Genomic DNA, 26,096 nt, shown 5'->3' on the forward strand with positions numbered 1-26,096 from the left:
CCTCGTGGACACCGTGGGCGAACGGGCCGGGCAGCACGTGTTCATCGAGATGAACCCGCGCATCCAGGTGGAGCACACAGTGACCGAGGAGGTCACCGACGTGGACCTGGTGCAGTCGCAGCTGCGAATCGCCGCGGGGGAGACGCTGGCGGATCTCGGTCTGTCCCAGGACTCCGTCCGGCTCCGCGGCGCTGCGCTGCAGTCCCGCATCACCACCGAGGACCCGGCGAACGGATTCCGCCCCGACGTCGGAAAAATCACCGCCTATCGTTCCGCCGGCGGTGCGGGCGTCCGGCTGGACGGCGGCACCGTGTACGCGGGAGCGGAAATCAGCCCGCACTTCGACTCGATGCTGGTGAAGCTCACCTGCCGGGGCAGGGACTACGAGTCGGCTGTGCGCCGGGCACGGCGTGCCCTGGCCGAGTTCCGGGTGCGCGGAGTGTCCACCAACATCTCCTTCCTGCAGGCCGTCCTCGATGACCCGGACTTCATCGCAGGCAACGTGGCCACCTCCTTCATCGACGAGCGCCCCGAACTGCTCACCGCGCGCGTTCCAGCCGACCGTGGAACCAAACTGCTGAACTGGCTCGCCGACGTTACCGTCAACAAGCCCCATGGTGAGCTCACCGTCGAGCTGGACCCGGCGGAGAAGCTCCCGGCGGTCACCGAGGCAGAGCAGCGGCCCGGAAGCCGTCAGCGGCTGCAGGAACTCGGGCCGGAGGGCTTCGCGGCCGAGCTGCGGGCGCAGACAGCCCTGGCCGTCACGGACACCACGTTCCGCGACGCGCACCAGTCACTGCTGGCCACCCGCGTGCGCACCCGGGATCTTGTCGCCGCGGGCAAGGCCGTGTCCGCCAAAATGCCGGACCTGCTGTCGGTGGAGGCGTGGGGCGGTGCAACCTACGACGTCGCACTGCGCTTCCTGGGTGAGGACCCGTGGGAGCGGCTCGCTGCCCTGCGCGCGGAGATGCCGAACATCTGCCTGCAGATGCTGCTGCGCGGACGCAACACCGTCGGTTACACCCCGTACCCGGAGGCGGTCACCAAGGCCTTTGTGCAGGAAGCCGCAGCCACGGGAATCGACATCTTCCGTATCTTCGACGCGCTCAACGATGTGTCGCAGATGGAACCGGCCATCCGCGCAGTCCGCGAAACCGGCACCGCGGTCGCTGAAGTGGCGCTGTGCTACACCTCGGACATGCTGGACCCCGAGGAAAAGCTTTACACGCTGGATTACTACCTCGACCTCGCCCAGCGCATCGTCGACGCCGGGGCGCACATCCTCGCCATCAAGGACATGGCAGGCCTGCTGCGACCGGCCGCGGCAGCCAAACTCGTTACCGCCCTGCGTGACCGGTTCGACCTTCCGGTGCACCTGCACACGCACGACACCGCGGGAGGCCAGCTGGCCACCCTTCTGGCCGCCTCCAACGCCGGAGTCGACGCCGTCGACGTCGCCAGCGCCTCACTGGCCGGTACCACCAGCCAACCCTCGGCCTCGGCTCTGGTCGCGGCCCTTGCGCACACCGACCGTGACACCGGCATGTCGCTGGAAAACGTCAGCTCCCTTGAGCCGTACTGGGAAGCAGTGCGCCGCGTCTACGCGCCCTTCGAGTCCGGCCTGCCCGGGCCCACCGGGCGGGTCTACCGTCACGAGATCCCCGGCGGGCAGCTCTCCAACCTCCGCCAGCAAGCCATCGCCCTGGGTCTTGGCGAGCGGTTCGAGGCGGTTGAGGACATGTACACAGCGGCGGACCGGATGCTCGGGCGCCTGGTAAAAGTCACTCCGTCCTCCAAGGTGGTCGGCGATCTCGCCCTGCAGCTCGTCGGGTCCAACGTGGAGCCGGCGGCGTTCGAGGAGAACCCGCAGAAGTACGACATCCCGGACTCCGTGATCGGTTTCCTCAGCGGCGAACTCGGCGACCCTCCCGGAGGATGGCCGGAGCCGTTCCGCACCAAGGCTCTTCAGGGTCGCACCGTCAAGGTCCGCGACGCTGAGCTCAGCGCCGAGGACCAGCAGGCACTGGACGGCGACTCCGCGACCCGCCGTGCCACGCTCAACCGGCTGCTCTTCGAGGGTCCCACCAGGGACTTCCAGACCACCCGCCACACCTTCGGCGACGTGTCCGTCCTGGACACCCGCGACTACCTGTACGGGCTGCAGCAGGGCAGCGAGCACGTCATCCAGCTCGAAAAGGGTGTGCGTCTCATCGCCACTCTCGAAGCGGTCTCGGACGCCGATGAACGCGGCATGCGCACGGTCATGTGCACGCTGAACGGGCAGATGCGCCCCGTCGTCGTGCGGGACCGCAGTGTCCACACCGACGTGAAGGCAGCGGAGAAGGCCGACCCGGCGCAGCCGGGCCACGTCGCCGCGCCGTTCGCCGGGGCAGTGACCCTCGGCGTAGCCGAAGGCGACACCGTGCAGGCCGGTGACACCGTGGCAACCATCGAAGCGATGAAGATGGAAGCCGGCATCACCACCACCGTGGGCGGAACCATCAAGCGGCTGGCCATCAGCACCATCGAACAGGCACAGGGCGGAGACCTCCTCCTGGTGATCGACCCGAAGTAACCAGCGGCTGCGCCGCAAACTGCGCTGGATCCGGCACGACGGCCTCCATCTTGATCGAGCGGAGGGACAGAATGACTAGACGCCCACCGCCAGGTTCAGTGGGAACCCGGTGACGCGCTTCGGCCGCGGCGGGGCGAAGGTGCGCACCTTGGAGGTGGTCAGTCCCAGCCGCACCAAACCTTCAGCAATCACGACGGCGGAGCTCACCCCGTCCACCACGGGCACGCCGGCGCGGAGACGGATCTGCTCGTCGAGGCCGGCCATTCCGCCGCAGCCCAGGACGATCACCTCGGCCTTGTCCTCTGACACCGCCAGTTCGGCCTGCCGCACGATCGCCTCGACAGCCCCCGCAGGATCCTCCTCCAACTCGAGGACCGCCAGCCCGCTGGCTCGCACGGATGCGCACCGGTCCGACAGCCCCGCCAGTTTCAGCCGGTCCTCGATGAGCGGAACCGCGCGGTCGAGCGTGGTGACCACGGAGTATTTGTGCCCGAGGAACATGGCGGTGCTCGCCGCGGCCTCCGTGATGTCCACGACCGGCACGTCGAGAAGCTCCTGCAGGCCTTCCCGTCCGTGCTCGCCGTAGCCGGCCTGGACGACGGCGTCGAACGGCTCCGGATAGGAACGCACAGTGTGCATGACGGCAACTGCGGCGAGGTAGCTTTCGAAGTTTCCCTCCACGGATTCGGCACCGAATTCGGGGGTCAGCGGCACAATCTCGGTGCCCGGCGCCGCCGCGGCCCGTGCCTGCGCACCGATGGAGTCGGTCATGGACTGGGTGGTGTTGACGTTGACGACAAGGATTCTCATGGGTTTCTTCCGCTCTCTAGTGGACGCTGGAAACGGCGATGGGTTCCCCTGAGACGTCTTCGAACGTCCTGTCCCGGTCCGCGATGAAGTAGTACACCAGCGCCGCTATGCCTGCGCCGAAGAACCAGGAGAACGGTGCAGCCGCTGACAGGTACGGGATGAAGGCGATCAGGATGGCGATCAGGGACGAGGGGATCAGCGCGGTGATGGCCTTGGTGTTGTATCCGCGCCGGTAGAAGTAGGCGCCGGATGGGTTTTCCGTGTAGAGGTCGGGGACGTTGACCCGGCTGCGCCGGATGAGCCAGTAGTCAGCCATCACCACGCCGAACAGCGGGCCGAGGACCGCTCCGAGACCACCGAGGAAGTACACGATGACCACCGGGTTGTTGTAGAGATTCCAGGGCAGGATGACCAGTCCGATGACCGCGCTGATGATCCCGGCCTTGCGGAAGTTCAGGTACTTCGGGAACAGGTTGGCCAGCATGTAGACCGGGGCCACAAAGTTGGCCATCAGGTTGACCGCGATGGTGAGGATGAGCAGGGAAAGGCAGGCGAGCACCAACAGGAAGGTGCTGGGGATGGTCTGGACGATGTCCGCCGGGCTGGTGATGATGGTTCCGTTGATGGTGAACTGCGCACCGGCGAGTACCACCACGATGGCCCCGAAGAGCATCATGTTGATGGGGATACCCCAGAAGTTGCCGCGCGTGACGGCCTGCTTCGAGACCGCGGACCGGGTGAAGTCGCAGAAGTTGAGCACGAAGGTGCCGTAGATGGCCACCCACAAAGCACCGCCGCCGAAGATCGCGACCCACATCTCGGCACCGCCCAGGCTCTGGTCCGTTGTGAACGCGATGGAGCCGCCGGCTTCGATCAGCATCCAGACCGCCAGCGCAGCGAAGGTGAACAGGATGACCGGGCCGGCGAAGGCCTCATACTTCCTGATCATCTCCATGCCGTAGCTGACAATGACCACCTGGACGATCCACAGGGAGATGAATGCGAACCAGCCCAGTGTCGAGAGCCCGAGGATGTTGTCGGCGTCGAGGCCGGCAAGCCCCGGGAACACTGCGATGAGCAGGACCCGGAAGACGACTGACGCGAGGTAGGTCTGGACGCCGAACCAGACGATGGCTACGCCGCCGCGCAGGATGGCCGCAATCTGTGCTCCGTGGATTCCGAAACTGATCCGGCTCATCACGGGGAAGGGGATGCCGGTCTTGACTCCCATATAGCCCGAGAGGTTCAGCAGAAGGAAGAGCAGCACAGCGCCGACGCCGAGCGCGAGCAGGATCTGCCAACCGCCGAGGCCAAGGGCAAACAGCCCGATGGCGAAGGCGTAGTTTCCAAGGCTGTGTACGTCATTGGCCCACAGCGTGAAGATGCTGTAGCTGGTCCATTTGCGGCCTTCGCGTTTGGTGGGTGCGAGGTCCTGGTTATAGAGCCGCGGGCTGACGGCGGCGAGTCCTTCAGACTGCGCTCGTGCATTGGCTTCAGCGGCGGCGGCAACTTCTTCCGTTATTGCCGGTGCGGGATCGACTTTCATAGTCTGCCTGTTCTGTCCTGGGCGCATCGTTGCGCCGGATGGTAGGGCGGTCAAGCTTTGGTGACCGGTGGGGTTCGACGACGACGGCACCGTGTGGGTGCCCTGCGATGCCGGTGGGCATCCGATGTGCCCGTGAGACTGTGACGACGCTCACCGTCGAGCGATCACAATAAGCGTAGAGCGGTTGAAGTTATTCCGCAAGGGGGAACCGTATTTCCATATGGTGGAATGATGTAAAAAAGCCCGCATCCGCTGATGGGATGCGGGCAGCCCGCTCGAGGGCGATAGGGACCCCCGCGATTTGGGCGGGAGGTTACCCCGGGAAAGGTACGGCGGTGAGCCCTTAGGCGTTCCAGAGTCCGTAGGAGTCTGCCAGCGAGGAGATCTTCTGCGCTCGGGCCAGGCGCGGCAGGTAGGAGCCATCACCGACCACCGCACCGGAAGCGTGCGCGTCGAGAAGTTCGTGCGCCCACTGGATCTCGGACTCGCTTGGCGAGAGGCCCTTGTTGATGGTGTCCGCGGCCTCCGGGCGGAGGCACAGCTTGCCGGTCATCCCCATAGATGCGGTGACCTTGCACGCCTCCAGGAGATCCTCGCCCAGCGCTCCGACAGTCGGTCCGTCGATGGGGCCGGGCAGCTGGCCCACACGGGAGGCGACTACCAGCTTGGCGCGGGCATAGGCCAGGGCCATCGGGTCATCCGAGGCGCCGGTGTCCCGGCGGAAGTCGCCCACGCCGAAGGCGAGGCGGAAGGTGCCGGGGGCGCTGGCGATCGCTGTGGCGTTCTCGATACCGAGGGCTGATTCGACGAGCGCGAGCACCGGGGTGCCCGCCTGCAGGCGCATGGCGGTGTGGGTGACCTGCTCGGGCTTTTCCGTCATGGCGAGCATGACTCCGCGGAGCCCGGGCGCCCTGGACAGGGCGGCGAGATCGTCAGCCCAGTAGTCGGTTTCGATACCATTGACGCGCACCCAGGCTGTCATGCCGGTGGAGAGGGCCTCGACAACCCGCTCGCGTGCTTCTGCCTTCGATGGCGCCGGCACCGCGTCCTCAATGTCGAAGACCACTGAATCCGCTTCGGATGCCAGTGCGGGGGCGAAGTTTGACTCCGACGCAGCGGAGGCGAGCAGCCAGGAGCGGGACAGCTTGGCGGGAAGCGCGGCAGCGCGGCTATTGCGAAGGGGAGCCATACCTAGAACCTTACGCAACCGGCGTCGTCGTAATCCACCGCCGGGCCGTGGAGGACGGTAAACACTACGACCAAAAAAGTCTTTTGGCCGCCCTTCGGCCTTCCTGCGTAAGTTTTCGCAATACAGTAAGTGATTATCACCAGATGAAAGGACCAACCCATGAGCAACCACCTCACAGTTGGAGATCCGGCTCCATCGTTCACGCTTCCTGACGCCGACGGCCAGCCGGTGAGCCTGGCAGAGTTCCGGGACCGCAGCGTTGTTGTCTACTTCTACCCCAAGGCGGAAACGCCGGGCTGCACCACCGAGGCGTGCGACTTCCGCGACAACCTGGCGTCGCTGCAGGGCGCAGGCTTCAGTGTTGTGGGCATCTCGCCCGATACGCCGGAGGAGCTGGCTGCGTTCACGAGCAACCACGGTCTTGCCTACCCGCTCCTCTCCGACGTGGACAACGCGGTCGCGAAGGCGTGGGGCGCGTACGGCGAACGGGAGCGGAACGGTCAAACCACCGTCGGCATCATCCGGTCAACCATCGTTGTGGGTCCGGATGGAACGGTTGAGCACGCCGAGTACGGTGTGGACGCGAAGGGCCACGTGGCACGCCTGCGGGAGCAGCTGAGCGTCGCCTGACCCGTTCCACCCTTGCGGGGTCACGCGCAAAAGGCCCTCCCCTGGCTAAAGAGGGAGGGCCTTCTGCGTTCCCGGATGGACGTGCTAGCACCCTTCCGGAGTGTTGGCGCATCGGGCGGGCGGGTGGGGTCTCACGCGGACAACGTGGCTTCATCCGCCCGGTCGATGCAGGATTGTGGGGTTCAGGCTGCGCCGCGGCGGAGCAGGCGCCCGGTTGGCTTCTCGAGGTCCAGCACTTCACCGCGCAGGTAGGTGGAACGCACGACGCCGGAGAGCGCCTTGCCCGCATACGGCGAGATGGGATTCTTGTGGTGGAGTTTGTGGACGTCGACCACGAAGGTCTCGTCCGGCGCAAAGACGGAGAAATCGGCGTCGTATCCCAGTGCCAGCTTGCCCTTGCGCTGCAGCCGGGCGATGGCCGCCGGGCGGGCCGACATCCACTCCACAACCTGTTCCAGCGGAAGCCCCCGCTTCCTGGCCTCGGACCAGATCAGCGATAGCCCGAGCTGCAGCGAGGAGACCCCGCCCCAGGCGACGCCGAAGTCACCGTTTTCGAGGTCCTTCAGGTCCAGGGTTGACGGTGAATGGTCGGAGACGATGCAGTCGATTGTCCCGTCGATCAGGCCCTGCCACAGCAGCTCCCGGTTCGAGGCCTCGCGGATGGGCGGGCAGCATTTGAACGCCGTCGCGCCGTTGGGGATCTCCTCCGACAACAGGGTCAGGTAGTGCGGGCACGTCTCGACCGTGAGGTTGACGCCGTCGCGCCTGGCTGAAGCGATCATGGGCAGCGCGTCCGACGACGACAGGTGCAGGATGTGCGCCCTCGCCCCCGTCCAGCGGGCCCGCTCAATAACCTCGGCGATGGCCACGTTCTCCGCGCCGCGCGGTCGTGACGCAAGGAACTTCGAGTACTGGTCGCCCTCCGCGGACGGTGCCCGGTCGATGGCCCGGGAATCCTCTGCGTGGACGATCATGAGGGAGTCGAAGGTCTTCAGCTCCGCCATGTCCGCTTCCATCTCGTCAGCTTCGAGGTGCGGGAACTCGTCCACACCCGAGTGGAGCAGGAAGCACTTGAATCCGAAGACACCCTCGTCGTGGAGCGGGCGCAGGTCTGCCTTGTTCCCGGGAATGGCGCCGCCCCAGAAGCCGACGTCGACGAACGCCTGGGTTTCCGCTGCCGCCCGTTTCTGCTGGAGCGCATCCACGTTCACGGTGGGCGGGATGCTGTTCAACGGCATGTCGATGATGGTGGTGACGCCTCCGGCAGCGGCCGCCTTTGTGGCGGACGCGAAGCCCTCCCACTCCGTGCGCCCCGGCTCGTTGACGTGCACGTGGGAGTCGACGAGTCCCGGGATCAGCGTTTCATCGGGGGCCAGTTCAACGACCGTGGCCCCATCGAGCCCGTTGCCCAGCGGCTCCATCGCCACAATGACGCCGTTCCGGACGCCGACCTCACGCGGCGCAATGCCAGCCGTCGTGAGGATGCGTTCGCCACGGATCACCAGGTCATAGGTTTCGGTACTCATGGTTTTCCTCCTTTTCCGGCGCCCACGCCTATGTGGGCGGCAATATTTTGGCCTACCTGCTCAAGCAACGGTCCGGCGTGAGCAATGCACTTCGCGACGTCGGGTTCCAGGTCCGTAAGTGCGTACACGGCCTCGAACCCGGCCTCCGCCGCCTGTGCCTGCGTAAGCGTGGTCCGCCGCAGACCGCGATCACCGGGATGTTTCCTGCCGCTGTCGCCACGCCGAGCGGCGTTTTCCCGCCAAGGCTCTGCTCATCCAGGCTGCCTTCACCGGTGATCACCAGGCGTGCGTCCTCGAGCCTGCCTGCCAGTCCCGTCAGTTCAAGCACGACGTCGATGCCCGGCCTGCGCTCCGCGTCCAGTACGGCGAGGGCTGCGTAGCCCACGCCGCCTGCGGCGCCGGCCCCGGGAGCGTCGGCGGCCGCACGGACGCGCGACCCGAGTTCCTTTGCGAGCATGTCGACGAAGCGGGCGAGGGAGCGGTCCAGGTGGGCGACGTCGTCGGGCGTTGCTCCCTTCTGGGGGCCGAAGACCGCTGCGGCGCCGTTGGGCCCGAGCAGCGGATTGTCCACGTCGGACGCCAGGACGAATGCCGCGTTGGCGAGGCGGGGATCGAGACCAAACAGGTCGATCCGGGCAAGGTCCGCCAGTGCGCCGCCTCCGGGGGGAAGCGGATTGCCGGCGTCGTCCAGCAGGACGGCGCCGAGCCCGGTCAGCATCCCGGCGCCGCCGTCCGTGTTGGCGCTGCCGCCGACGCCGAGCACAATGCTGGTGCAGCCCTCGTCAAGCGCGTACCGGATGAGTTCCCCGGTCCCGCGGCTGGAGGCTTCGCGGGCCTTCAGCACTCCGCCGGGAAGGACAGCCAGGCCGGACGCGAGCGCCATCTCGATCACCGCAGTGGTACCACGGATCGCGAGCGGCGCCTCGATCCGCTCGCCGGTGGGCCCGGAAACCACTGCCGTGTGCAGGGTGAAACCGGCGGCAAGGGCCGCATCCAGCGTGCCCTCACCGCCGTCGGCCACCGGGACAACGTCGACGCTCAGCGCCGGGTCCGCCGCCAGCAGCCCGGCCCTGAGATGGGCCGCGACCTGCGGAGCGGTCAGGGATCCCTTGAACTTGTCCGGTGCAATGACGATTCGCATGACGCTATTGAACCAGCCCTCTAGACCAGCAGGGAGATGGCGGTGGGGGCGTCATCCGCGGCTTCAGCGAGCTCCTCGAACTCGTTGATCGCGTCGATCCCGGCGGCACCCATCGAGATGTTGGTGACGCGTTCGAGGATGACCTCGACAACCACCGGCACCCGGTACTCCTGCATCAGCGCGCGGGCCTTCTCGAACGCGGCCTGCAGATCGTCGGCCTCGCGGACGCGGATCGCCTTGCAGCCCAGGCCCTCGGCAACCTTGATGTGGTCCACGCCGTAGCCGTCCAGCTCCGGAGCGTTCACGTTCTCGAAGGCCAGCGACACATGGTAGTCCATCTCGAACCCGCGCTGGGCCTGGCGGATGAGGCCCAGGTAGGAGTTGTTGACCACCACGTGGATGTACGGCAGCTGGAACTGGGCGCCGACGGCCAGTTCCTCGATCATGAACTGGAAATCGTAGTCACCGGACAGGGCAACGACGGTCTCCCCCGGGCTCGCCTGGGCTACGCCGATCGCAGCCGGTGCGGTCCAGCCGAGCGGCCCTGCCTGGCCGCAGTTGATCCAGTTGCGGGCCTCGTACACGTGGAGGAACTGGGCGCCTGCAATCTGCGAGAGGCCGATGGTCGAGACGTAACGGGTGTCCCGGCCGAACGCGCGGTTCATCTCCTGGTACACACGCTGCGGCTTGACCGGAACGTTGGTGAAGTTGGTCTTGCGCTGCATGGTGGACTTCCGCTGTGCGCAGTCCTTCACCCAGGCGCCCCAGTCCGGCAGGCCCTGCTGTTCCTTGCGTTCACGCGCGATCTCGACCAGACCGCTCAGGGCTGCACCGGCGTCGGACACTATTCCGTAATCCGGTGCGAAGACGCGGCCGATCTGCGTGGGTTCGATGTCGATGTGAACAAACTTGCGTCCCCTGGTGTAGACGTCCAGGGCGCCCGTGTGGCGGTTGGCCCAGCGGTTGCCGATGCCGATGACGAAGTCGGACTCCAGCATGGTCGCGTTGCCGTAGCGGTGCGAGGTCTGCAGGCCCACCATGCCGGCCATGAGCTCGTGGTCATCGGGGATGGTGCCCCAGCCCATCAGGGTGGGGATGACGGGGATGTGCAGCAGTTCGGCGAGCTCCACCAGCTGCTCGGAGGCGTTGGCGTTGATGATGCCGCCGCCGGCGACGATGAGCGGCCTTTCCGCGGCCGTCAGCATGTCCAGCGCCTTCTCGAGCTGCCTGCGCGTGGCAGCGGGCTTGTGGACCTGGAGGGGTTCGTAGGTGTCGGGGTCGAACTCGATCTCGGTCTGCTGGACGTCGATCGGCAGGTCGATGAGCACGGGTCCGGGGCGGCCGGTGCGCATTTCGTAGAACGCCTTCTGGAAGGTACCGGGAACCTGGCCGGCCTCCATCACGGTGACGGCCATCTTGGTGACGGGGCCTGCGATCGAGGCGATGTCCACGGCCTGGAAGTCTTCCTTGTGCAGCTTGGCCACGGGAGCCTGGCCGGTGATGCAGAGGATGGGGATCGAATCCGCCATGGCCGAGTAGAGACCGGTGATCATGTCCGTCCCGGCGGGACCGGAGGTGCCGATACAGACGCCGATGTTGCCGGGCTTTGCCCGGGTGAAGCCTTCGGCCATGTGCGAGGCGCCCTCAACGTGGCGGGCGAGGACGTGATGGATGCCGCCGTGGGCCCGCATCGCGGAATAGAAAGGGTTGATTGCTGCTCCGGGCAGGCCGAACGCCGTGGTGGCGCCCTCCTTCTCCAGGATTGCAACGGCTGCGTCAACAGCGCGCATTTTAGGCATGGTGTGCTCCTACTTCAGTGAAGTTTTGGGCAGATAAGGCGACTAACGACGTCGTCGGCTCGCCTGATCTGCACGAAAGTTGGGTTTATTTGCCGGACAGCTGGTTGATCAGCTTGAAGAGGCCGGAGTGGTCCAGGCCGCCGTCGCCCGTGTTGACGAGCGAGGCAACCAACTGCGCGACGACGGCACCCAGTGGGGTGGCGACGCCGGCTTCGCGGGCGGCTGAGGTGACAATGCCGAGATCCTTGTGGTGGAGGGCCAGGCGGAAGCCCGGGTCGAAGTTGCGGTCCAGCATCTTCTGGCCCTTCTGGTCGAGCACCTTGGAGCCGGCAAGACCGCCGCCAAGGACCTTGAGGGCGGCGTCGGTGTCCACGCCGTAGGCCTCGAGGAAAACGATCGCTTCGGAGAGTGCGCCGATGTTGACGGCCACGATGAGCTGGTTGGCTGCCTTGACGGTCTGTCCGGAGCCGGAGGGTCCAACATGGACGATGGTCTTTCCGACGGCGTTGAGTACGTCCTGTGCGGCGTCGAAGTCTTCCTTCTCGCCGCCGACCATGATCGAGAGGGCCCCGTCGATGGCGCCCTGTTCACCGCCGGATACGGGTGCGTCCAGGGGGCGGAGGCCTGCGTCGCGGGCCTGCTTGGAAAGCTCGACCGCCACATCGGGGCGAATGCTGCTCGCGTCGATCCAGAGCGCGCCCTTCTTCGCGTTGGCGAAAACGCCGTCGCTGCCGGTCACCACGCCCTCGACGTCCGGCGAGTCCGGCACCATGGTGATGACGACGTCGGCATCCTTCACTGCTTCTGCAATGCCGGCTGCCGCTGAGCCGCCCTCGGCGACGAGCTTGTCCATTTTGTCGGAGCTGCGGTTGAACCCGGTGACGGTGTAACCGGCCTTGACGAGGTTGATGGCCATGGGCAGGCCCATGATGCCGAGTCCGATGACTGTTACGTTGCTCATTCTGTCTGTCCTTTGAGATCTGTGGCGGGCCCGGCCGCCGGGTTGCCTGGCCGGGCTTGCGGGGTTCGGGTTAGCGGGAGGCGTGTTCGCGGATGGTCCAGGTGAACGCCTCGTCCTGTGCGGCTTTGTATTCGAGGCCGATAGGCCCTTCGTAGCCGAGTTCGCGGCTGCGGGCGATCCACTCGCCGAGCGGAAGGTTTCCGCTGCCGGGGGCTCCGCGGCCGGGAGCGTCGGCGATTTGGATGTGGCCGAAGTCCTTGGCGTGGTTCTCGATGACCTGCGGGACGTCGTCGCCGTTGACAGCAAGGTGGTAGAAGTCCGCGAGGAACTTGATGTTGCTCTTTCCCGTCTTCGAGATGACGTTCAGCGCGTCCTGGGCGGTGAGCAGCGGGTACCGGTCTGCTCCGCTCACCGGCTCTAGGAGGACCGTTCCGCCGATGGCTGCCACCGCATCTGCGGCGAAGGCCAGGTTCTCGACGGCGACGGCGTCCTGTTCCTCGGGGCTGACGCCGTCGATTCGGTTTCCGTACAGCGCGTTGAAGGCTTTGCAGCCCAGCCGCTCACCGATCCCGACGACGACCGGCACGTTGGCCCGGAAGTCCTCCTGCCGCTCCGGCCAGGACACCAGGCCCCTGTCGCCGCCGGGCATGTCTCCGGCGTTGAAGTTGAGACCGGTGAGCTGGACCCCGGCGTCGGTGATGGCACTCTCGAAAGCCTGGAGGTCTGCGTCCGACGGCGTGGAGGTGCTGAACGGCCACCAGAACTCGACGGCGTCGAAGCCCGCCTTCTTCGCCGCGGCAGGCCGTTCCAGCAGGGGCAGCTCGGTGAGGAGGATGGAGCAGTTCACGGTGTAGGTCATCATCGATCCTTGTGCTTGATTCCGTAATGTGGAACTTACTTTCTGTCTAATGAAATGGTAGGCGCTGAATGTGGTGTGCGTCAACCGGTTCCTCCGCAGAAACTGCCCGGAGGTGCAGGAGCGCCGCTTCGAATCGGCGGCTTTGCACCTCCGGGCAGTTTCTGCGGCTCGGGTGGGTGAACGGTGTGGGGCGTCAGGCTGCCTTCCTGGCCTCCGCCCGGGCGATCGCATCCAGAACGCGCTTCTTGAGGCGACCCTCGTCGAAGAGGTCCTTCCACTCGATGCGGATGAACGTCCAACCTTCCTCCATCAGGGCTTTCTCCCGTCGTCGTTCCTGGAAGAGCACCTCGCTGGTGGGTGCGTAGTCGAAGTATTTCGTCCGGCCGTCAAACTCGAGGGCGAGCTTGATGTCCTTCCACGCGAAGTCCAACCGGTGCGCTCCGTTCCGCGTCGGGACCCGAAGTTGCTGCACCGGCATCGGCAGGCGCATTTTGTGGAGGAAGTACCAGGTGAGGGTTTCACCGGGAGACTCCGAGAGGGAACTGGCATGGGCCATCACCTTCCGCGCCCGGGCCACACCCTTATGGCCGATGAGTTGTTCAATGCTCCTCCACATCAGGTCCTCGCTGGCGCCCTTCTGAAGGCCGTGTTCAGCGATGACCAGCCCCTGCCTGAACGGCAGTATGCGTGCGCAGTCCACCACGGTGCGCTCAAGGGAGGTGACCGGAAGGTTGCCTACCAGTACCACGTCATCTGGCTCCAGCCGTGCCTGGTGATTCCGGACGTCCGGCGCGTGGCTGGTGGACGAGATGTTTGACGGCTGCGTCAGGTGGATCAGCGAGTCCACCTCCCACAGGTAAAGCTGATGGGCGCGGGCAGCAGACGTATGGCTGTAGGTTCCGGAGCCTGAACCGGTGGCCACCGTTGCGTGGCGGTGAGCGTGAATCAACCGGAAAGCGCGGTCGTCCGACGACAACTTCTTCCAGGCGGCCGCCGCCATATAGCAGCCGCGCCGGAGCCTCACCAACCGGCCCGACTTCACCAGGGCCTGGATGTTTCGCTTCGTGAGCCCCCGGTCCATGAGTACGTCGGTGAGCCATAGCCCGCTGCTCCCGGTAAGCCAGTCAAGTGATTGCACCCTCTCAGGTTGATGCGTTCCGGCGGCCGCGGGCTGGTGAAACTGCGCGTATGTGGAAAAGCCGCCGAAGACTCGATCGCAGAAACTGCCCGGAGGTGCAGGAGCGCCGCTTCGAACCGGCGGGTTTGCGCCTCCCGGCAGTTTCTGCACGCTGAAGGACCTGCACGTTCAAGGGTCGCCTGCCGCGCGAGGGCCGTCAGCGCGCTAACCTTAAGGGAGGAAAGGGGACCGATGCAGCGCGCGGACAGGCATGAAGAAGTGACGGCAACGCTCGAGTGGCCAAAGCCGTTGAGCGCGCAGGCGCTGAAGGCGGTAAAGACCGTGCTCCTGGGCGTGCTGGTGATCACGGCATTGGTGCAGATCGTGCCGTTTCAGGTGCTCGGCGGACTCGCGAACAACCTCTTCACGATCATCCTCATCCTGTCCTGGGCCGGACCCGCGCGGCGGTATTTCCGGCGCCGCGCCGAGGAGCGCAACCGGGAACGCAACGAAGGTCCGGCAGCCGAAGAACGGTAGCCGCTTACTTCCTGGCGACTGATTCGGCCATGAATTCGGCGACCACCTGCTGGGAGATGGCGACGTCGAGGACAAACACGCCGTCGTCGCCGGAGGCGAGCCAGGACTCCAGCTCGGCTAGGTCTGCCAGCGAGTAGGCCTTGGCGCCCTTGGCACCGAGAGCACGCCCGACGGCGGCGAAATCCACCTCATCGATCAGCATCGCCTGGTTGTGCAGCCCCTTGGCCGCGTACTGGTGCAGTTCAGCCCCGTAGGCCGAGTCGTTCAGGACGATCACCACACCCCGACGGGTAACCCGCAGGAACGTCTCAAAATCAGCCAACCCCATGAGCCCGCCGCCGTCACCACTGACCAGCACCGTGACGCGCTCCGGCCTCGCCACAGACACCCCAGCCGCGGAACCGAACCCCATGCCGATCGACTGGAACGCCGTCCCCACCAGGATCATCGCGTGCGGATCCGGCACCGACAGGTACATCGGCGCCCACCCGATGAAGTGCCCGCCACCCATCACCACGGACCGCTCCGCCGGGAGAATACCCTCCAGCGCGGCAACCACGGCCCGCGGATTCAGCCTCCCGTCCGGCCCGAACTCCACCGGATCCTCCGTCGGCGAGGAGGACCGGAACTCCTCCCCCGCCACCTCCGGGACACGCTCCCGCCACGCGGACGTTGCGGGCTCCACCCGCCCCAGCAGACGCTCAACGAATGGCCGGATGTCGGATCGGATGTAATCCACCACAATCGGGTGTTCCTCATCGGGCTCGTTATCCACCCGGATAATCCTTGTCCCTTCCGGGAACAGCGTCCCGTACCGGGTCTGGAAGATGTTCATGCTCGCGCCGACCACCAGCACGACGTCGGCCTGCCGCGCCACCTCGAGGCGGTGACGGCGCGTGAATCCGCCCGCGACGCCGAGGTCCCACTGGCTGCCGAACGCGTTGATCGCCATCACCGACGTCATGAACAGCGCTCCCAGCCGGTCGCCGATCTCCCGCAACGGCGAGGCGGCATCAGCGAGCACCACACCGCGTCCGGCAATCACCACCGGCCGCTCCGCCGCCGCAAGCAGCGCAGCCACACGCTCCAGGTCACTCTCCTGCGGGGGCCAGACGGCCTTGGCGGGAAGCGGCTCAAGGGTCTCCGGCTCCGCCAGCGGCGCCGTCGCGAGGTCATACGGGATCGCGACAATGACCGGCTGCACCGTCTGCACGGCAAGATCAAACGCACGGTGAGTGATCGCCGCCGCATTCCCCGGACCTGCCACCAGGGTCCGCACCCCCACCGCCTCAGCAGCCTTCACCTGGTCAATGTCGAAGTTGCGCGACCCGCCGGCCGGAGCATCCCCCACCACCAGGACCAGCGGGATGCGGGCAATCCGAGCCTCGGCCAGAGTCGTATAGGCATTGGTGAACCCGGCGCCATACGTGGTGGTCGCCGCAGCAACCCCACCCGTAGCCCGGTGATACGCATCCGCCATGGCCACCGTCGCCGATTCATGCCGCGCCGAGGTGAACGGGAAACCACGCCTGGTGAGCCGGCTGATCAGATGCGCGTTCCCGTTGCCCATCAGCCCGAACAAGTGGCCGGCCCGCTCCGCAACAGCATCAGCCACCGCCGCCGAGACATGCCCCTCATCCGGAAGCATCGGGGCCTTGCCGTTCGGCTGGTCCTGGGTGCTGGCGGTCGTCATGGTTCTATCCACTCCTTTGTGTCGTCGTGAATAGGGTATGCGCTCCGAGGTAGCACCCCCGCATCCGCGGGTTCCCCGCATGCCAGGCGTGCGCAAGACCTCAGCGGCGTATCAGCGCGTACCCGAATGACTCCAGGTGCACCTTGTCCACCGTCTCACCCGTGAGCAGGTCCGCCCCGGCGACCTCGATCGCGACGGCGTCCGGACCGTGGTTGATCAGGGTCACCACGTCGCCCCGCTGGGCAGCCTCCACGGTCGAGGGCAAACTCTCAAACACGGGCACGACGCCGGCACCCGCGAACACATGCGCACTCACCAGGCGTGCGCCGTCGTCGTCGGGAATTGTCGCGAGGTAGTAGGCGCGGCCGGCACCAATGGAACGGGCAGTGAAGGCGGGCAGACCTGCGGTGCGGCCGCCGCTGAAGGACGCGAGCACCTCGGCGTCGACGGCGGCGATCTCCTCGGCGAGGTACAGGCCGTCGAAGCCGGTTTCAAAGGACACCGGCGCAGAACGCTGGCCCGGGCCGTCTGCGCCAGTGGGCACCAGCGCGCCGAACTCCTCGACGGTCACGCCGAGCACCGGCCCGAGCTGGGTGAGGAAGCCGCCGTCACGGAAGCGGTCGTGCTCGTCGACCACATCGCTGAACGCGGTGACCAGCAGGTGCCCGCCGCCCTCCACGAAGCGGGTCAGGTTCGCAGCCCCGGAGGAACCGAGCAGGTACAGCTGGGGCGCGACGACGACGGCGTACAAGGAAAGGTCCGACGTCGGCTGCACGAAGTCCACCTGCACATGCTGCCGGTGGATGGCGAAGTACCAGCGCTGAACGCACTCGACGTAGTCGAGCACCACCGGGTGGTCCGGCGCCTCAAGGGCCCACCAGTTCTCCCAGTCGAACACGATGGCCACGCGGGCGTCACGGGATCCTGCGGGCAGCACGGGCAGGGACGCGAGCTCCCCGCCGAGCTGGACCACCTCGCGCCAGGTCCGGGTGGATGTCCCGGCATGCGGCAGCATCGCCGAGTGGAACTTCTCGGCGCCGGCCCGGGACTGCCGCCACTGGAAGAAGAGGATTCCGTCGGCGCCACGGCCCACGGACTGCATCGACAGGGCCTGCATCTGGCCCGGCGCCTTGGGCGCGTTGGTGGGCCGCCAGTTGAGCGCGTTGGTGGACTGCTCCATCAGCAGCCACGGCGTCTCCGGTTTGAAGGAGCGGATCAGGTCCCGCTGGAACGCGCCGGCGCGGAAGCTCTCAGGGTCATTCGGGTCCGGGTAGCAGTCATCGGAAATGACGTCCATATCCTGCGCCCATTCCCAGTAGTTCGCGGGCTTGAAGGCGCCCATGAAGTTGGTGGTGACGGGCTGGGTGGCCCCGGCGGCGCGAATGATGTCCCGTTCCATTCGGTAGCACTCGAGCAGCATGTCCGAGGTGAACCGGCGGAAGTCGAGCAGCTGGCCCGGGTTGTGGCTGTACGGCGCCTTCCGCGGCGGGAAGATGTGGTCGAAGGACTCGTAGTGCTGGGCCCAGAACCAGGTGCCCCAGGCCTCATTCAACGCATCCAGGGACCCGTACTTCTTCCGCAGCCACCCCCGGAAGGCATCCCGCGCAGAGTCCGAGTAGTCCAGGTTCAGGTGGCAGCCGTACTCGTTGTTCACGTGCCACAGCACCACCGCGGGGTGGTTCGCGTACCGCTCGGCGATCCGCTGCACCAAAGCGCCCGCGAGCCGGCGGTAGGACGGCGACGACGGCGCGTAATGCTGCCGGCTCCCGTGCCAGTACGGCGCGCCGTTCTCATCCGCGGCGAGGATGTCCGGGTAGGCGACGGTCATCCACGGCGGAGGCGACGCCGTCGCTGTCGCCAGGTCCACGGCGATACCGCCCTCGTGCAGCAGGTCGACCACGCGGTCAAGCCACTCGAAATCGTAGACGTCCTCCGCAGGCTGGATCCGCGCCCACGCAAAGATGCCGAGGCTTACCATGGTGACCCCGGCCTCGCGCATCCGCGCAATGTCCTCGGGCCAGACCGATTCCGGCCACTGTTCAGGGTTGTAATCGCCGCCGTAGTGCACGGTGGTGTTCCTTTCGGGATGGGGGATTCAGCGCTTGCGCTCGCGTTCCTTCACCACGAGCACAGCAAAAACAAGACAGCCCATTCCGGGCACAATCAGGGGCGGCAACTGCCAGGTCACGACGACGGTGAGCACCAGCGCGACAATCAGCGGAACAATCGCCCCCGGATCCGTGGCGAACGAGCCCACGCCGTCCCGGACCGCCTGCCGCCACCCCGTGGAAGGCTTCCAACGCACCGCCGACTGCAGCAGGGCCAGCGCGAGCGCGGTAAGCGCCACCAGCCCGACGGCGAACACCGCCTGCCAGCCCGGCAGCACCTGGGTGCCGGCGAGCAGGAGGTTGAAGAGCAGGACGGCGGCAAGCGCCGTCGTCGTCAATCCCACCACCCAGCCGGTGCGGAGGGCGGACAGGAAGTCCGACCACCACTGGCCGAGTGTGGAGCGCTCCGCCAGCAGGTAGCGGTGGAGGTGACGGGTGGAGGCGCTGATCGCGGCCGGGAGGGTGATGATGAGCAGACCGCCGGCAACGGTGAGGATGCCCATCCACAGTACTTCCGCGAACAGCGCGAACTTCCCCTCGGCGCCCGGCCACTTGAGCTGGGTACCGTCGGGAAGTTCGCGCCGTTTGCGGGGTGTCATCCCTTCAGGCCCTGGGTGGCCACGCCGTCAACGAGGAATCGCTGGAAGATCACGAAGAACAGCATGACCGGCAGCAGGGCGAGAACGGAAATCGCCACGGTTGCTCCGTAGTCGGAGGCGCTCGACTGGTCATTGAAGACGCGCAGTGCGAGCGGCAGCGGGTAGTTGTCAGGCGAGTTCAGGTAGAGCAGCGGGCCGAGGAAGTCGTTCCAGCTCCAGATGAACGCGAAGATCGAGGACGTGATGAGTGCGGGTTTGATCAGCGGGACGGTGATGGACCAGAAGATCCGCCAGTGGCCGCAGCCGTCAATGCGCGCCGCCTCGTCGAGTTCCTTGGGCAGGTTCCGGATGAACTGGACCATCAGGAAGACGAAGAACGCCTCGGTGGCCAGGAACTTGCCGACCAGCAGGGGGAAGAACGTGTCCACCATGCCGAGGTTCCGGAAGATCATGTACTGCGGGATGATCAGCACGTGGAACGGGAGCAGGAGGGTGCCGATCATCATGGTGAAGAACAGCGGGCGCCCCTTGAAGTCGAGGCGGGCGAACGCGTAGGCCGCCATCGATGAGGAGATGACCGTACCGATCACGGCGCCGACGCCCAGGATGGTGGAGTTCCAGAAGAACTTCCAGGTGGGGATGCCGGCCACGCCCTCCATGACCTTCACGAAGTTGTCGACGGTGGGGTTCTCGGGCAGGAAACCCTGGTTCGAGCCGAACTCCGAGCTGGGCTTGAAGGACGCCGAGATCATCCACATGAGCGGATAAAGCACGACGGCGGTCAGCACCACAATGCCGATGATCCAGACCACCGTCGCGGCGGTCTTGCGTGGGGTCTGACGGCGCTTGCGTACCGGCTGGACCGGGGGGACGGCCGTGGGGTTTGTTTCGATCGTGGTCACTTGGTGTCACCTCCGTAGTGCACCCAGCTCTTGGAGGTGCGGAAAAGGATGAAAGCGAGGATGCCCACCGCGATCAGGAGCACCCAGGCCATCGCCGAGGCGTAGCCCATCTGGTTGTTCGTGAACGCGCGGGTGTAGAGGTAGACGGTGTAGAAGTTGGTGGCTCCCGCGGGACCGCCGGTGCCCGAGCCAATGATGTAGGCGGACGCGAAGATCTGGAACGCGCCGATCATCTCGAGCAGCAGGTTGAAGAAGATCACGGGAGAGAGCATCGGCAGGGTGACGCTCAGGAACTTGCGCCAGGCCCTTGCACCGTCCACGGACGCTGCTTCATAGAGTTCAGTGGGAATCTGCTTGAGGCCTGCCAGGAAGATGACCATCGGGGCACCGAACTGCCAGACCGCCAGGAGGATCATCATCGGCATGATCAGGGCGGGAACGCCCACCCAGCCGCCGAGGTTGATGCCGAAGAGGCTCAGCCCGCTGTCAACCGGGCCGTCAGCGGAGAACATTGCCCGCCACACGATGGCGATGCTGACCGATGCGCCGATGAGGCTGGGCGCATAGAACGCCGAGCGGAAGAACGCGGTGCCCTTCGACTTGAAGTTCAGCAGCATGGCCACACCGAGGGCGGCGGCGAGCTTGATGGGGGTTCCTACGAGTACGTAGATCAGGGTGATCTGAACGGAACCCCAGAAGATGGTGTCGCCCGCCATCCGCTCGAAGTTGGCCAGGCCGGACCATTCAGGGGCCGTGAAGATGTTGTAGTCCGTGAAGGCGAGGTAGAGCGAAAAGAGCATGGGGCCCAGGGTGAGGGCAAAGAGCCCGAGCAGCCAGGGGGAGAGGAAAAGATACCCGGCGAGGTTCTCCCTGTTGCCTTTTCGTTTGGGCTGCCCACCCGTCCGGCGGGGGTCCGCCGGACGGGTGCCGGGTTCGGCACTATGGCGGGTGTGTGTTGGCGCGTGCGCCGATCCCGTGGTCATGAACTGCTCCTAATAACGGTTGGTTCAGCTGCCGAGCGTAACGGCGGCCTCGTCGAAGAACTGCTGTGCGGCTTCTTCAGGAGTGATGGCGCCGAGCCCGATCGAGGTGCCCAGCGTCAGGAAGGTGTTCTCCAGTGCGCCGTAGCCGACAACCGGTGCTGCCGGGGGCTCACCGATGCGGTCCGCCACCGAGTCCAGGTATTCCTTGACCTCGAGCTCCGGGCCTTCGAGAGCGGCACCCTCGAGCGCGGTCTCCGAGGCCGGAACACCCAGGGTTGCGCCGAAGATCTCGCCCACCTCAGGGCTGTTGATCAGGAACTCGATGAACGCCACCGCTGCTTCAGGGTGCTCGGTTCCGGCCGATACTGCATGCAGCATGGAGGGCTTTTGGTAGAGGTCCTGCACGGAAGGATCGCTGGTGGGCGGTGCAACGATGTTCAGGTCTTCGGCGCCGGTGTCTCCCAGGTAGCCGCCCATGAAGTTGGACCAGGTCATCTCAGTTGCGGTGAGGTTGGCACCGAAGCCGGACTTCGGGGCTACTTCCTCAAGCTGGCGTGCGGGGATCACGGCGTTCTCACGGATGTCCTCGGCGCTGCTCCAGAACTCCGCGAGTTCCTCCTGGGTGAAGTTGATTTCCCCTTCTTCGGTGAACAGGTCACGGCCTTCCTGACGCAGCTGCAGCTCGAAGTTCTGGATGCGCATGGTGTAGTCGGTGCCGCCGTAGACTTCGCCGCCCGAGGCTTCGGTGACGCTGGCCATGTAGGCGTCGTAGTCATCCCACGTTGTTCCGCCCTCGTAGCCCTCAACGCCGGCCTGCTCAAGCACCGCGGGGTTCTCGAAGAGTGACCAGGCGTTGTAGCCGGTGGGGACTGCGAGAGTCTGGTCCTCGAGCTTGCCGGTTGCCAGCAGCGTCTCGTCGATGCTGTCGGTGGTCAGTCCGTCGCCCTCGAACCCGGTGAGGTCCAGGAGGAGGCCGTTCTGGCCGTACTGGCGCAGGTAGCTGTAGTCGAACTGCATGACGTCCGGCAAGCCGCCGCCCGCAGCTTCGGTCTGGCGCTTCTCCCAGTAGGCCGGGAAGTCCATGAAGGTTCCGTTGACGTCGATGTTCGGGTTCTCTTCCTCGAACAGTGCGATTGCCTTTTCGTAGCGCTCGGCGCGGTCCTCGTTGCCCCACCAGGTGAAGTTGAGGGTCACTTCCTCATTGGGGTCCGGGGTGCCGCCGGCGTCGCCGCCGCCGCTGCCCCCGCATGCCGTCAGCATCAGTGCGGCTGCGAGCGTGACCGCTACGCCGGAACCGGCGCGTGGTGAGATTCTCTTGAACATCTTTGTCCTCCTGGGGAACGGCTCAGATATGACGTGAAGCTCTTCGGGTCCGCTGGTACAGTGGTGCACATCACGGAAAGCGCTCTCCAAAGAGACTAAATTGAATCGTCTCAATACGCAAGACCTATTCCTAGAATAATGTGAGCCGTGATACTTCCGAGACACTATTCAGCGAAGGATTCTCTCTATGCCGCAGTTTGACCTGCCCCTCGGCGAGCTCGAGCGCTATGCGCCGGAACGCTCGGAACCAGCCGATTTTGACGCCTTCTGGGAGAAGACCCTCGCGGAGACCGCGTCCTTTGCGCTCGATGCCCGCTTCGACGAGATCGACGCCGGGTATTCCGAACTGGTCACCGAGGACGTCACCTTCGCCGGCTTTGGTGGGCACCCGATCAAGGGCTGGATGCTGCGCCCGCGTTCCGCGTCCGGTCCGCTACCCACGGTAGTCACGTACATCGGGTACGGAGGAGGCCGGAGCCTGCCTGGCGAGTGGACCGCGATCCCGAGCACCGGCGTCGCGCATTTCGTCATGGATCTGCGCGGGCAGGGTGCGGGCCACCGCAGCGGGGACACCCCGGATCCCGGGGTGAGCGGACCACACTTCGGCGGGCATCTGACGCTCGGCATCGACACTCCCGAAACCTATTACTACCGGCGGCTGTTCACCGACGCGGTGCGCGCCGTCGAGGCCGCGCAGGCTCACCCGTTTGTGGATGCTTCCAAGGTGCTCATTTCGGGCGGCAGCCAGGGCGGAGCGATTGCACTGGCATCCGCCGCCCTCTCCCCCACGTTCCTCGAGCACGCGCCGGTGGCTGCCATTGTGGACGTGCCGTTCCTCTCCCACATCCGTCGCGCCACCGAAATTGTGGACACGGCTCCCTACGGCGAGCTGGTGCGCTACCTCGGCATTCAGCGCGGACGCGAGGAGGAAATCTTCTCAACCCTCAGCTATTTCGACGGCGTCAACTTCGCCGCCCGCGCGACTCTGCCCGCACTGTTCTCGGTTGGCCTGCTCGACGACGTCTGCCCGCCGTCCTGCGTATACGCCGCCTACAACGCCTACGCCGGGCCGAAGTCGATGAACGTGTTCCCCTACAACGGTCACGAGAACGGCGGGGCGGTCCAGGCCGCCGAGCACATCCGGTTCCAGCGCGAGGTGTTCGCCCGGGCCTAGACCAAGGAACTTTTGCGCATGTCTGGCGGGCTCGGCGCTCTGGAAACCGCCAGATCTACGCAAAATTTCCTTACCTGCCGTCCTGGAAACCCACTTAGCTACGCTGCCAGCTCTGCGACCAGTGCCTTGGCACCTGGTCCGTGGAGTACGCCGAGCGCATCGAGGTAGGCGTCGACGAATGCGGCGTCGTCGGCGAGGTCAAGGAAGAGGTCCCGCTGCCGAAGGAAAGCAAGCGGGTCCTCCCGGGTCTGCGAGGCGGCGGTCATGACCCGTGCCCGGAGCCGGTCGACGACGTCGATAGACTGTCCCGCCTCATCGGTACCCTCTGCGTAGCGCGCCCACGCGGCAATGATCGCGGCGCCGTAGCGGACGCTCCTGCCGGCTGCGAGATTCTCGCGGATGACTGGCACAAGCCACTTGGGAATGCGGTCTGAACTTTCGGCGCACAGGCGCGCCACTGTGTCGCGGACCGCGGCGTTGGAGAAACGGGAAATGAGCTTGTGCCGGTAGACGTCCAGGTCCACGCCGGGCACCGGCCGGAGGGTCGGAGTCGCCTCCTGTTCCATGTAGGCAAGCAGGTACCGGGCGAAAGCGGGGTCCTGGCACACGTCGTGCACCAGCCGGTACCCCGCCAGGAAACCGGGATAGCAGAGCGCCTGATGGCTCGCGTTCAGGAGGCGGAGCTTCATGAGCTCGTACGGTTCGACGTCGTCAACCAGTTGGACACCCGCGTCTTCCCACGCAGGGCGTCCCTGAGCGAAGGAATCCTCGAGGACCCACTGCTCGAAGTCCTCGCACACCACGGGCCAGGCGTCCTCGATTCCCAACTCGGCGGATACCTCCGCGCGGTCCGCGTCCGTGGTCGCCGGGGTGATCCGGTCCACCATGGAGTTGGGAAAGGTCACGTTGTCGGCGATCCAGTCCGCAAGGGCTGCGTTGCGGCGTTCGGCAAACGCGCTGAAGACAGCGCGGGCCGTGTCGCCGTTGCCCTGGATGTTGTCGCAGGACATGACGGTCAGCCCGGGAAGCCCTCGGTCCCGGCGTCGTGCCAGGGCTTCCGTGACCATCCCGAATACCGTCGCCGGAACTGCGCCCGGTACCAGATCGGCGTTGAAGGCGGGGTTCCCGGTGTCCACCTGGCCGGTCACCGGGTCGATGAAGTAGCCGCCCTCGGTGACGGTCATCGACACAATACGGACACCGGGTGCTGCGATGGTTTCGATGACGGCTTCCGGATCATCCGGTGCAAAGAGGTACTCAAGAATTGAACCGATGACGCGGGCGTTTCGGGAACCGTCAGGTGCCTTCTCCACCAGGGTGTACAGGCAATCCTGGTGGTCCATGACCTGTTTCATGGCAACGTCGCCTGGAAGGACGCCGATACCGCAGACCGCCCAGTCCAGTGCCTGCCCCCGGCTCATCAACCGGTCGAGGTACATCGCCTGGTGTGCACGGTGGAAGCCGCCGACGCCGAAGTGGACGATACCCACTGCCAGGGCCGACCGGTCATAGGCCGGCACCGGCAGGGCGGGCGCTAGTGAAGCGAGGGTTGAGGCTGAAAGCTGGGTCATGTGGTGCCTTTGCGTGGAAGGGTGGGGGTGCCCGTTATCGTCCGGGGTGGACAACGGCCTTGAGCTGACCGGGTTCCTTGCCCGCCTGGAGCGCTGCTTCAGCCTCCGACAACCCGAAGTGAGCGGTCACGAGGACATCAAGGTCAACCTTCCCGTCGGCAACGAGCTGGATCGCAAGCGGCCAGGTGTTGGCGTAGCGGAACACTCCGGAGAGCCAGATCTCGCGGTTCTGGATGTATGAAACGGGGAGTTCTACGTCGTCTGCTCCGAGCCCCACGAGTATCACCCGGCCGGCCGGACCTACCGCCTTGATGCCAGAACGCACTGCCTGCGGCGCTCCGGAGGCGTCAATGAACGCGTCGACGTCAAGCCCGGCGACGGAGTCGGTCCGGGCGTCGAGGGCGTGGGTGGCGCCGTGCTGCAGGGCGAAGGCGAGGCGGTCGGGTGAGATGTCGGTGATGTGGATTTCCGTTGCTCCGAATGCCCTCGCCGTTTGGGCGGCGATAATGCCGATGGGACCGGCGCCTGCAATAAGCACCCGGCTACCCGGGCCGATCTTGGCTCGCTGGCAGGCCCAGATGCCCACGGACAGCGGCTCAATGAGGGCGGCCGCTTCATCGCTCACATTGTCCGGAATCGGGAAGGCGAAGTCCGCCTGGATGGCCACATACTCCGTGAAGGCGCCGTCGATCGGCGGTGTGGCATAGAACTCGATGTCAGGGCAGAGGTTGTACCGGCCCTGCCTGCACTGGTCGCAGACCCGGCAGGGACGCTGCGGTTCGACGGCGACGCGCTCGCCGATCCGCGCCGGGTCAACCGTCGCGCCGACCGCGACGATCCGGCCGGAGAGCTCATGTCCCAGGACCAGCGGGTGGTCAACAACGTAGTCGCCGATCCGCCCGTGCTCGTAGTAGTGGACATCGCTGCCGCAGACGCCGACGGCCGCAACCTGCACGAGGACCTGGTCATCGTCGAGCGGTGGGACTCCTACCTGTTCCAGTGCTATGTCTCCCTGCTTGCGCAGGATGGAGGCGCGCATGGTCGTCGGGATGT

The 26,096-nt window shown here is 65.9% G+C and carries 20 protein-coding genes and 1 pseudogene; 4 read left to right on the forward strand and 17 right to left on the reverse strand.

The features are described from left to right. Window positions 1-2,575 (forward strand): pyruvate carboxylase (locus BLS52_RS13960; RefSeq protein WP_090587531.1); only part of this gene is annotated, 2,575 nt, incomplete at its 5' end. Window positions 2,576-2,650: 75 nt separating this feature from the next. Here BLS52_RS13960 and BLS52_RS13965 read toward each other — a convergent pair. From BLS52_RS13965 to BLS52_RS13975, 3 genes are all read right to left on the reverse strand, one after another. Next, entirely contained in the window at window positions 2,651-3,385 is a 735-nt protein-coding gene (locus BLS52_RS13965) for an aspartate/glutamate racemase family protein (RefSeq protein WP_090587532.1), read from the reverse strand. Between the two features lie 16 nt (window positions 3,386-3,401). Continuing rightward, window positions 3,402-4,931, reverse strand: coding sequence for an NCS1 family nucleobase:cation symporter-1 (locus BLS52_RS13970; RefSeq protein WP_175460181.1), 1,530 nt, complete (start codon window positions 4,929-4,931; stop codon window positions 3,402-3,404). A gap of 343 nt (window positions 4,932-5,274) precedes the next feature. After that, window positions 5,275-6,120: an HpcH/HpaI aldolase/citrate lyase family protein gene (locus tag BLS52_RS13975; RefSeq protein WP_026544964.1), complete on the reverse strand. Its 846-nt coding sequence runs from the start codon at window positions 6,118-6,120 to the stop codon at window positions 5,275-5,277. Window positions 6,121-6,279: 159 nt separating this feature from the next. Here BLS52_RS13975 and bcp point away from each other — a divergent pair, with 159 nt between their 5' ends. After that, entirely contained in the window at window positions 6,280-6,750 is a 471-nt protein-coding gene (gene bcp, locus BLS52_RS13980) for a thioredoxin-dependent thiol peroxidase (RefSeq protein WP_090587535.1), read from the forward strand. A gap of 182 nt (window positions 6,751-6,932) precedes the next feature. On the opposite strand, the gene allB is transcribed toward bcp, so the two are convergent. The 6 genes and pseudogenes from allB to BLS52_RS14010 all read right to left on the reverse strand — a co-directional run bounded on the left by allB (window position 6,933) and on the right by BLS52_RS14010 (window position 14,174). After that, window positions 6,933-8,276, reverse strand: a complete 1,344-nt coding sequence (allB, locus tag BLS52_RS13985; protein WP_026544962.1) for an allantoinase AllB — start codon at window positions 8,274-8,276, stop codon at window positions 6,933-6,935. After that, window positions 8,257-9,417: pseudogene (locus BLS52_RS13990) on the reverse strand (glycerate kinase). Before BLS52_RS13990 ends, allB begins: the two are co-directional and overlap by 20 nt. A 20-nt stretch (window positions 9,418-9,437) precedes the next feature. Beyond that, entirely contained in the window at window positions 9,438-11,216 is a 1,779-nt protein-coding gene (gene gcl / locus BLS52_RS13995; protein WP_090587537.1) for a glyoxylate carboligase, read from the reverse strand. 85 nt (window positions 11,217-11,301) lie between these two features. Continuing rightward, window positions 11,302-12,177 (reverse strand): 2-hydroxy-3-oxopropionate reductase, encoded by an 876-nt coding sequence (locus tag BLS52_RS14000; protein WP_090587538.1) that lies wholly within the window; start codon window positions 12,175-12,177, stop codon window positions 11,302-11,304. 70 nt (window positions 12,178-12,247) lie between these two features. Further along, the gene (locus BLS52_RS14005) at window positions 12,248-13,036 is read right to left on the reverse strand and encodes a hydroxypyruvate isomerase family protein (protein WP_026544959.1); all 789 of its coding nucleotides are present in this window, start codon (window positions 13,034-13,036) and stop codon (window positions 12,248-12,250) included. A 193-nt stretch (window positions 13,037-13,229) separates the two neighbouring features. Next, on the reverse strand, window positions 13,230-14,174 hold the full coding sequence (locus BLS52_RS14010; RefSeq protein ID WP_090587540.1) for a type IV toxin-antitoxin system AbiEi family antitoxin domain-containing protein: 945 nt from the start codon (window positions 14,172-14,174) through the stop codon (window positions 13,230-13,232). 231 nt (window positions 14,175-14,405) lie between these two features. On the opposite strand from BLS52_RS14010, the gene BLS52_RS14015 reads away from it, so the two are divergent. After that, window positions 14,406-14,690: a hypothetical protein gene (locus BLS52_RS14015; protein ID WP_090587542.1), complete on the forward strand. Its 285-nt coding sequence runs from the start codon at window positions 14,406-14,408 to the stop codon at window positions 14,688-14,690. Window positions 14,691-14,694: 4 nt separating this feature from the next. Here the strand turns inward: BLS52_RS14015 and BLS52_RS14020 are convergent, their stop codons facing one another. From BLS52_RS14020 to BLS52_RS14045, 6 genes are all read right to left on the reverse strand, one after another. Beyond that, window positions 14,695-16,383 (reverse strand): thiamine pyrophosphate-binding protein, encoded by a 1,689-nt coding sequence (locus BLS52_RS14020; RefSeq protein WP_245702880.1) that lies wholly within the window; start codon window positions 16,381-16,383, stop codon window positions 14,695-14,697. A 100-nt stretch (window positions 16,384-16,483) separates the two neighbouring features. Further along, window positions 16,484-18,451: a beta-galactosidase gene (locus BLS52_RS14025; protein ID WP_090587544.1), complete on the reverse strand. Its 1,968-nt coding sequence runs from the start codon at window positions 18,449-18,451 to the stop codon at window positions 16,484-16,486. Between the two features lie 27 nt (window positions 18,452-18,478). Next, window positions 18,479-19,090, reverse strand: a complete 612-nt coding sequence (locus tag BLS52_RS14030) for a hypothetical protein (protein ID WP_051470622.1) — start codon at window positions 19,088-19,090, stop codon at window positions 18,479-18,481. Further along, on the reverse strand, window positions 19,087-19,992 hold the full coding sequence (locus tag BLS52_RS14035) for a carbohydrate ABC transporter permease (protein WP_026544954.1): 906 nt from the start codon (window positions 19,990-19,992) through the stop codon (window positions 19,087-19,089). The genes BLS52_RS14030 and BLS52_RS14035 overlap by 4 nt, the downstream gene beginning before the upstream one ends. Continuing rightward, window positions 19,989-20,975, reverse strand: coding sequence for a carbohydrate ABC transporter permease (locus BLS52_RS14040; protein ID WP_090587545.1), 987 nt, complete (start codon window positions 20,973-20,975; stop codon window positions 19,989-19,991). Before BLS52_RS14040 ends, BLS52_RS14035 begins: the two co-directional genes overlap by 4 nt. 24 nt (window positions 20,976-20,999) lie before the next feature. Continuing rightward, complete coding sequence (locus tag BLS52_RS14045; protein ID WP_090587547.1) at window positions 21,000-22,298, reverse strand: ABC transporter substrate-binding protein; 1,299 nt, start codon at window positions 22,296-22,298, stop codon at window positions 21,000-21,002. A 187-nt stretch (window positions 22,299-22,485) separates the two neighbouring features. Here BLS52_RS14045 and BLS52_RS14050 point away from each other — a divergent pair, with 187 nt between their 5' ends. Beyond that, entirely contained in the window at window positions 22,486-23,472 is a 987-nt protein-coding gene (locus BLS52_RS14050) for an acetylxylan esterase (protein WP_090587548.1), read from the forward strand. A 98-nt stretch (window positions 23,473-23,570) separates the two neighbouring features. On the opposite strand, the gene BLS52_RS14055 is transcribed toward BLS52_RS14050, so the two are convergent. Beyond that, entirely contained in the window at window positions 23,571-25,043 is a 1,473-nt protein-coding gene (locus BLS52_RS14055) for a mannitol dehydrogenase family protein (RefSeq protein WP_090587550.1), read from the reverse strand. Between the two features lie 34 nt (window positions 25,044-25,077). Beyond that, window positions 25,078-26,082 carry an NAD(P)-dependent alcohol dehydrogenase gene (locus tag BLS52_RS14060; protein WP_090587605.1) on the reverse strand — a complete coding sequence of 335 codons (1,005 nt, stop codon included), beginning with the start codon at window positions 26,080-26,082 and terminating at the stop codon, window positions 25,078-25,080. Window positions 26,083-26,096 lie beyond the last annotated feature (14 nt).

This window comes from Arthrobacter subterraneus (assembly GCF_900099735.1).
Taxonomy (GTDB): Bacteria; Actinomycetota; Actinomycetes; order Actinomycetales; family Micrococcaceae; genus Arthrobacter_D; species Arthrobacter_D subterraneus.

Excerpts from the sequence above, each read along its gene's own strand:
- BLS52_RS14000 (WP_090587538.1), bottom strand. The coding sequence starts at position 12,177 with ATGAGCAACGTAACAGTCATCGGACTCGGCATCATGGGCCTGCCCATG.
- BLS52_RS14020 (WP_245702880.1), bottom strand. The coding sequence starts at position 16,383 with ATGACGACCGCCAGCACCCAGGACCAGCCGAACGGCAAGGCCCCGATG.
- bcp (WP_090587535.1), top strand. The coding sequence starts at position 6,280 with ATGAGCAACCACCTCACAGTTGGAGATCCGGCTCCATCGTTCACGCTT.
- BLS52_RS14055 (WP_090587550.1), bottom strand. The coding sequence starts at position 25,043 with ATGACCCAGCTTTCAGCCTCAACCCTCGCTTCACTAGCGCCCGCCCTG.
- BLS52_RS14030 (WP_051470622.1), bottom strand. The coding sequence starts at position 19,090 with ATGACACCCCGCAAACGGCGCGAACTTCCCGACGGTACCCAGCTCAAG.
- BLS52_RS13970 (WP_175460181.1), bottom strand. The coding sequence starts at position 4,931 with ATGAAAGTCGATCCCGCACCGGCAATAACGGAAGAAGTTGCCGCCGCC.
- gcl (WP_090587537.1), bottom strand. The coding sequence starts at position 11,216 with ATGCCTAAAATGCGCGCTGTTGACGCAGCCGTTGCAATCCTGGAGAAG.
- BLS52_RS14015 (WP_090587542.1), top strand. The coding sequence starts at position 14,406 with ATGCAGCGCGCGGACAGGCATGAAGAAGTGACGGCAACGCTCGAGTGG.
- BLS52_RS13975 (WP_026544964.1), bottom strand. The coding sequence starts at position 6,120 with ATGGCTCCCCTTCGCAATAGCCGCGCTGCCGCGCTTCCCGCCAAGCTG.
- BLS52_RS13965 (WP_090587532.1), bottom strand. The coding sequence starts at position 3,385 with ATGAGAATCCTTGTCGTCAACGTCAACACCACCCAGTCCATGACCGAC.
- BLS52_RS14005 (WP_026544959.1), bottom strand. The coding sequence starts at position 13,036 with ATGACCTACACCGTGAACTGCTCCATCCTCCTCACCGAGCTGCCCCTG.
- BLS52_RS14050 (WP_090587548.1), top strand. The coding sequence starts at position 22,486 with ATGCCGCAGTTTGACCTGCCCCTCGGCGAGCTCGAGCGCTATGCGCCG.
- BLS52_RS14040 (WP_090587545.1), bottom strand. The coding sequence starts at position 20,975 with ATGACCACGGGATCGGCGCACGCGCCAACACACACCCGCCATAGTGCC.
- allB (WP_026544962.1), bottom strand. The coding sequence starts at position 8,276 with ATGAGTACCGAAACCTATGACCTGGTGATCCGTGGCGAACGCATCCTC.
- BLS52_RS14045 (WP_090587547.1), bottom strand. The coding sequence starts at position 22,298 with ATGTTCAAGAGAATCTCACCACGCGCCGGTTCCGGCGTAGCGGTCACG.
- BLS52_RS14060 (WP_090587605.1), bottom strand. The coding sequence starts at position 26,082 with ATGCGCGCCTCCATCCTGCGCAAGCAGGGAGACATAGCACTGGAACAG.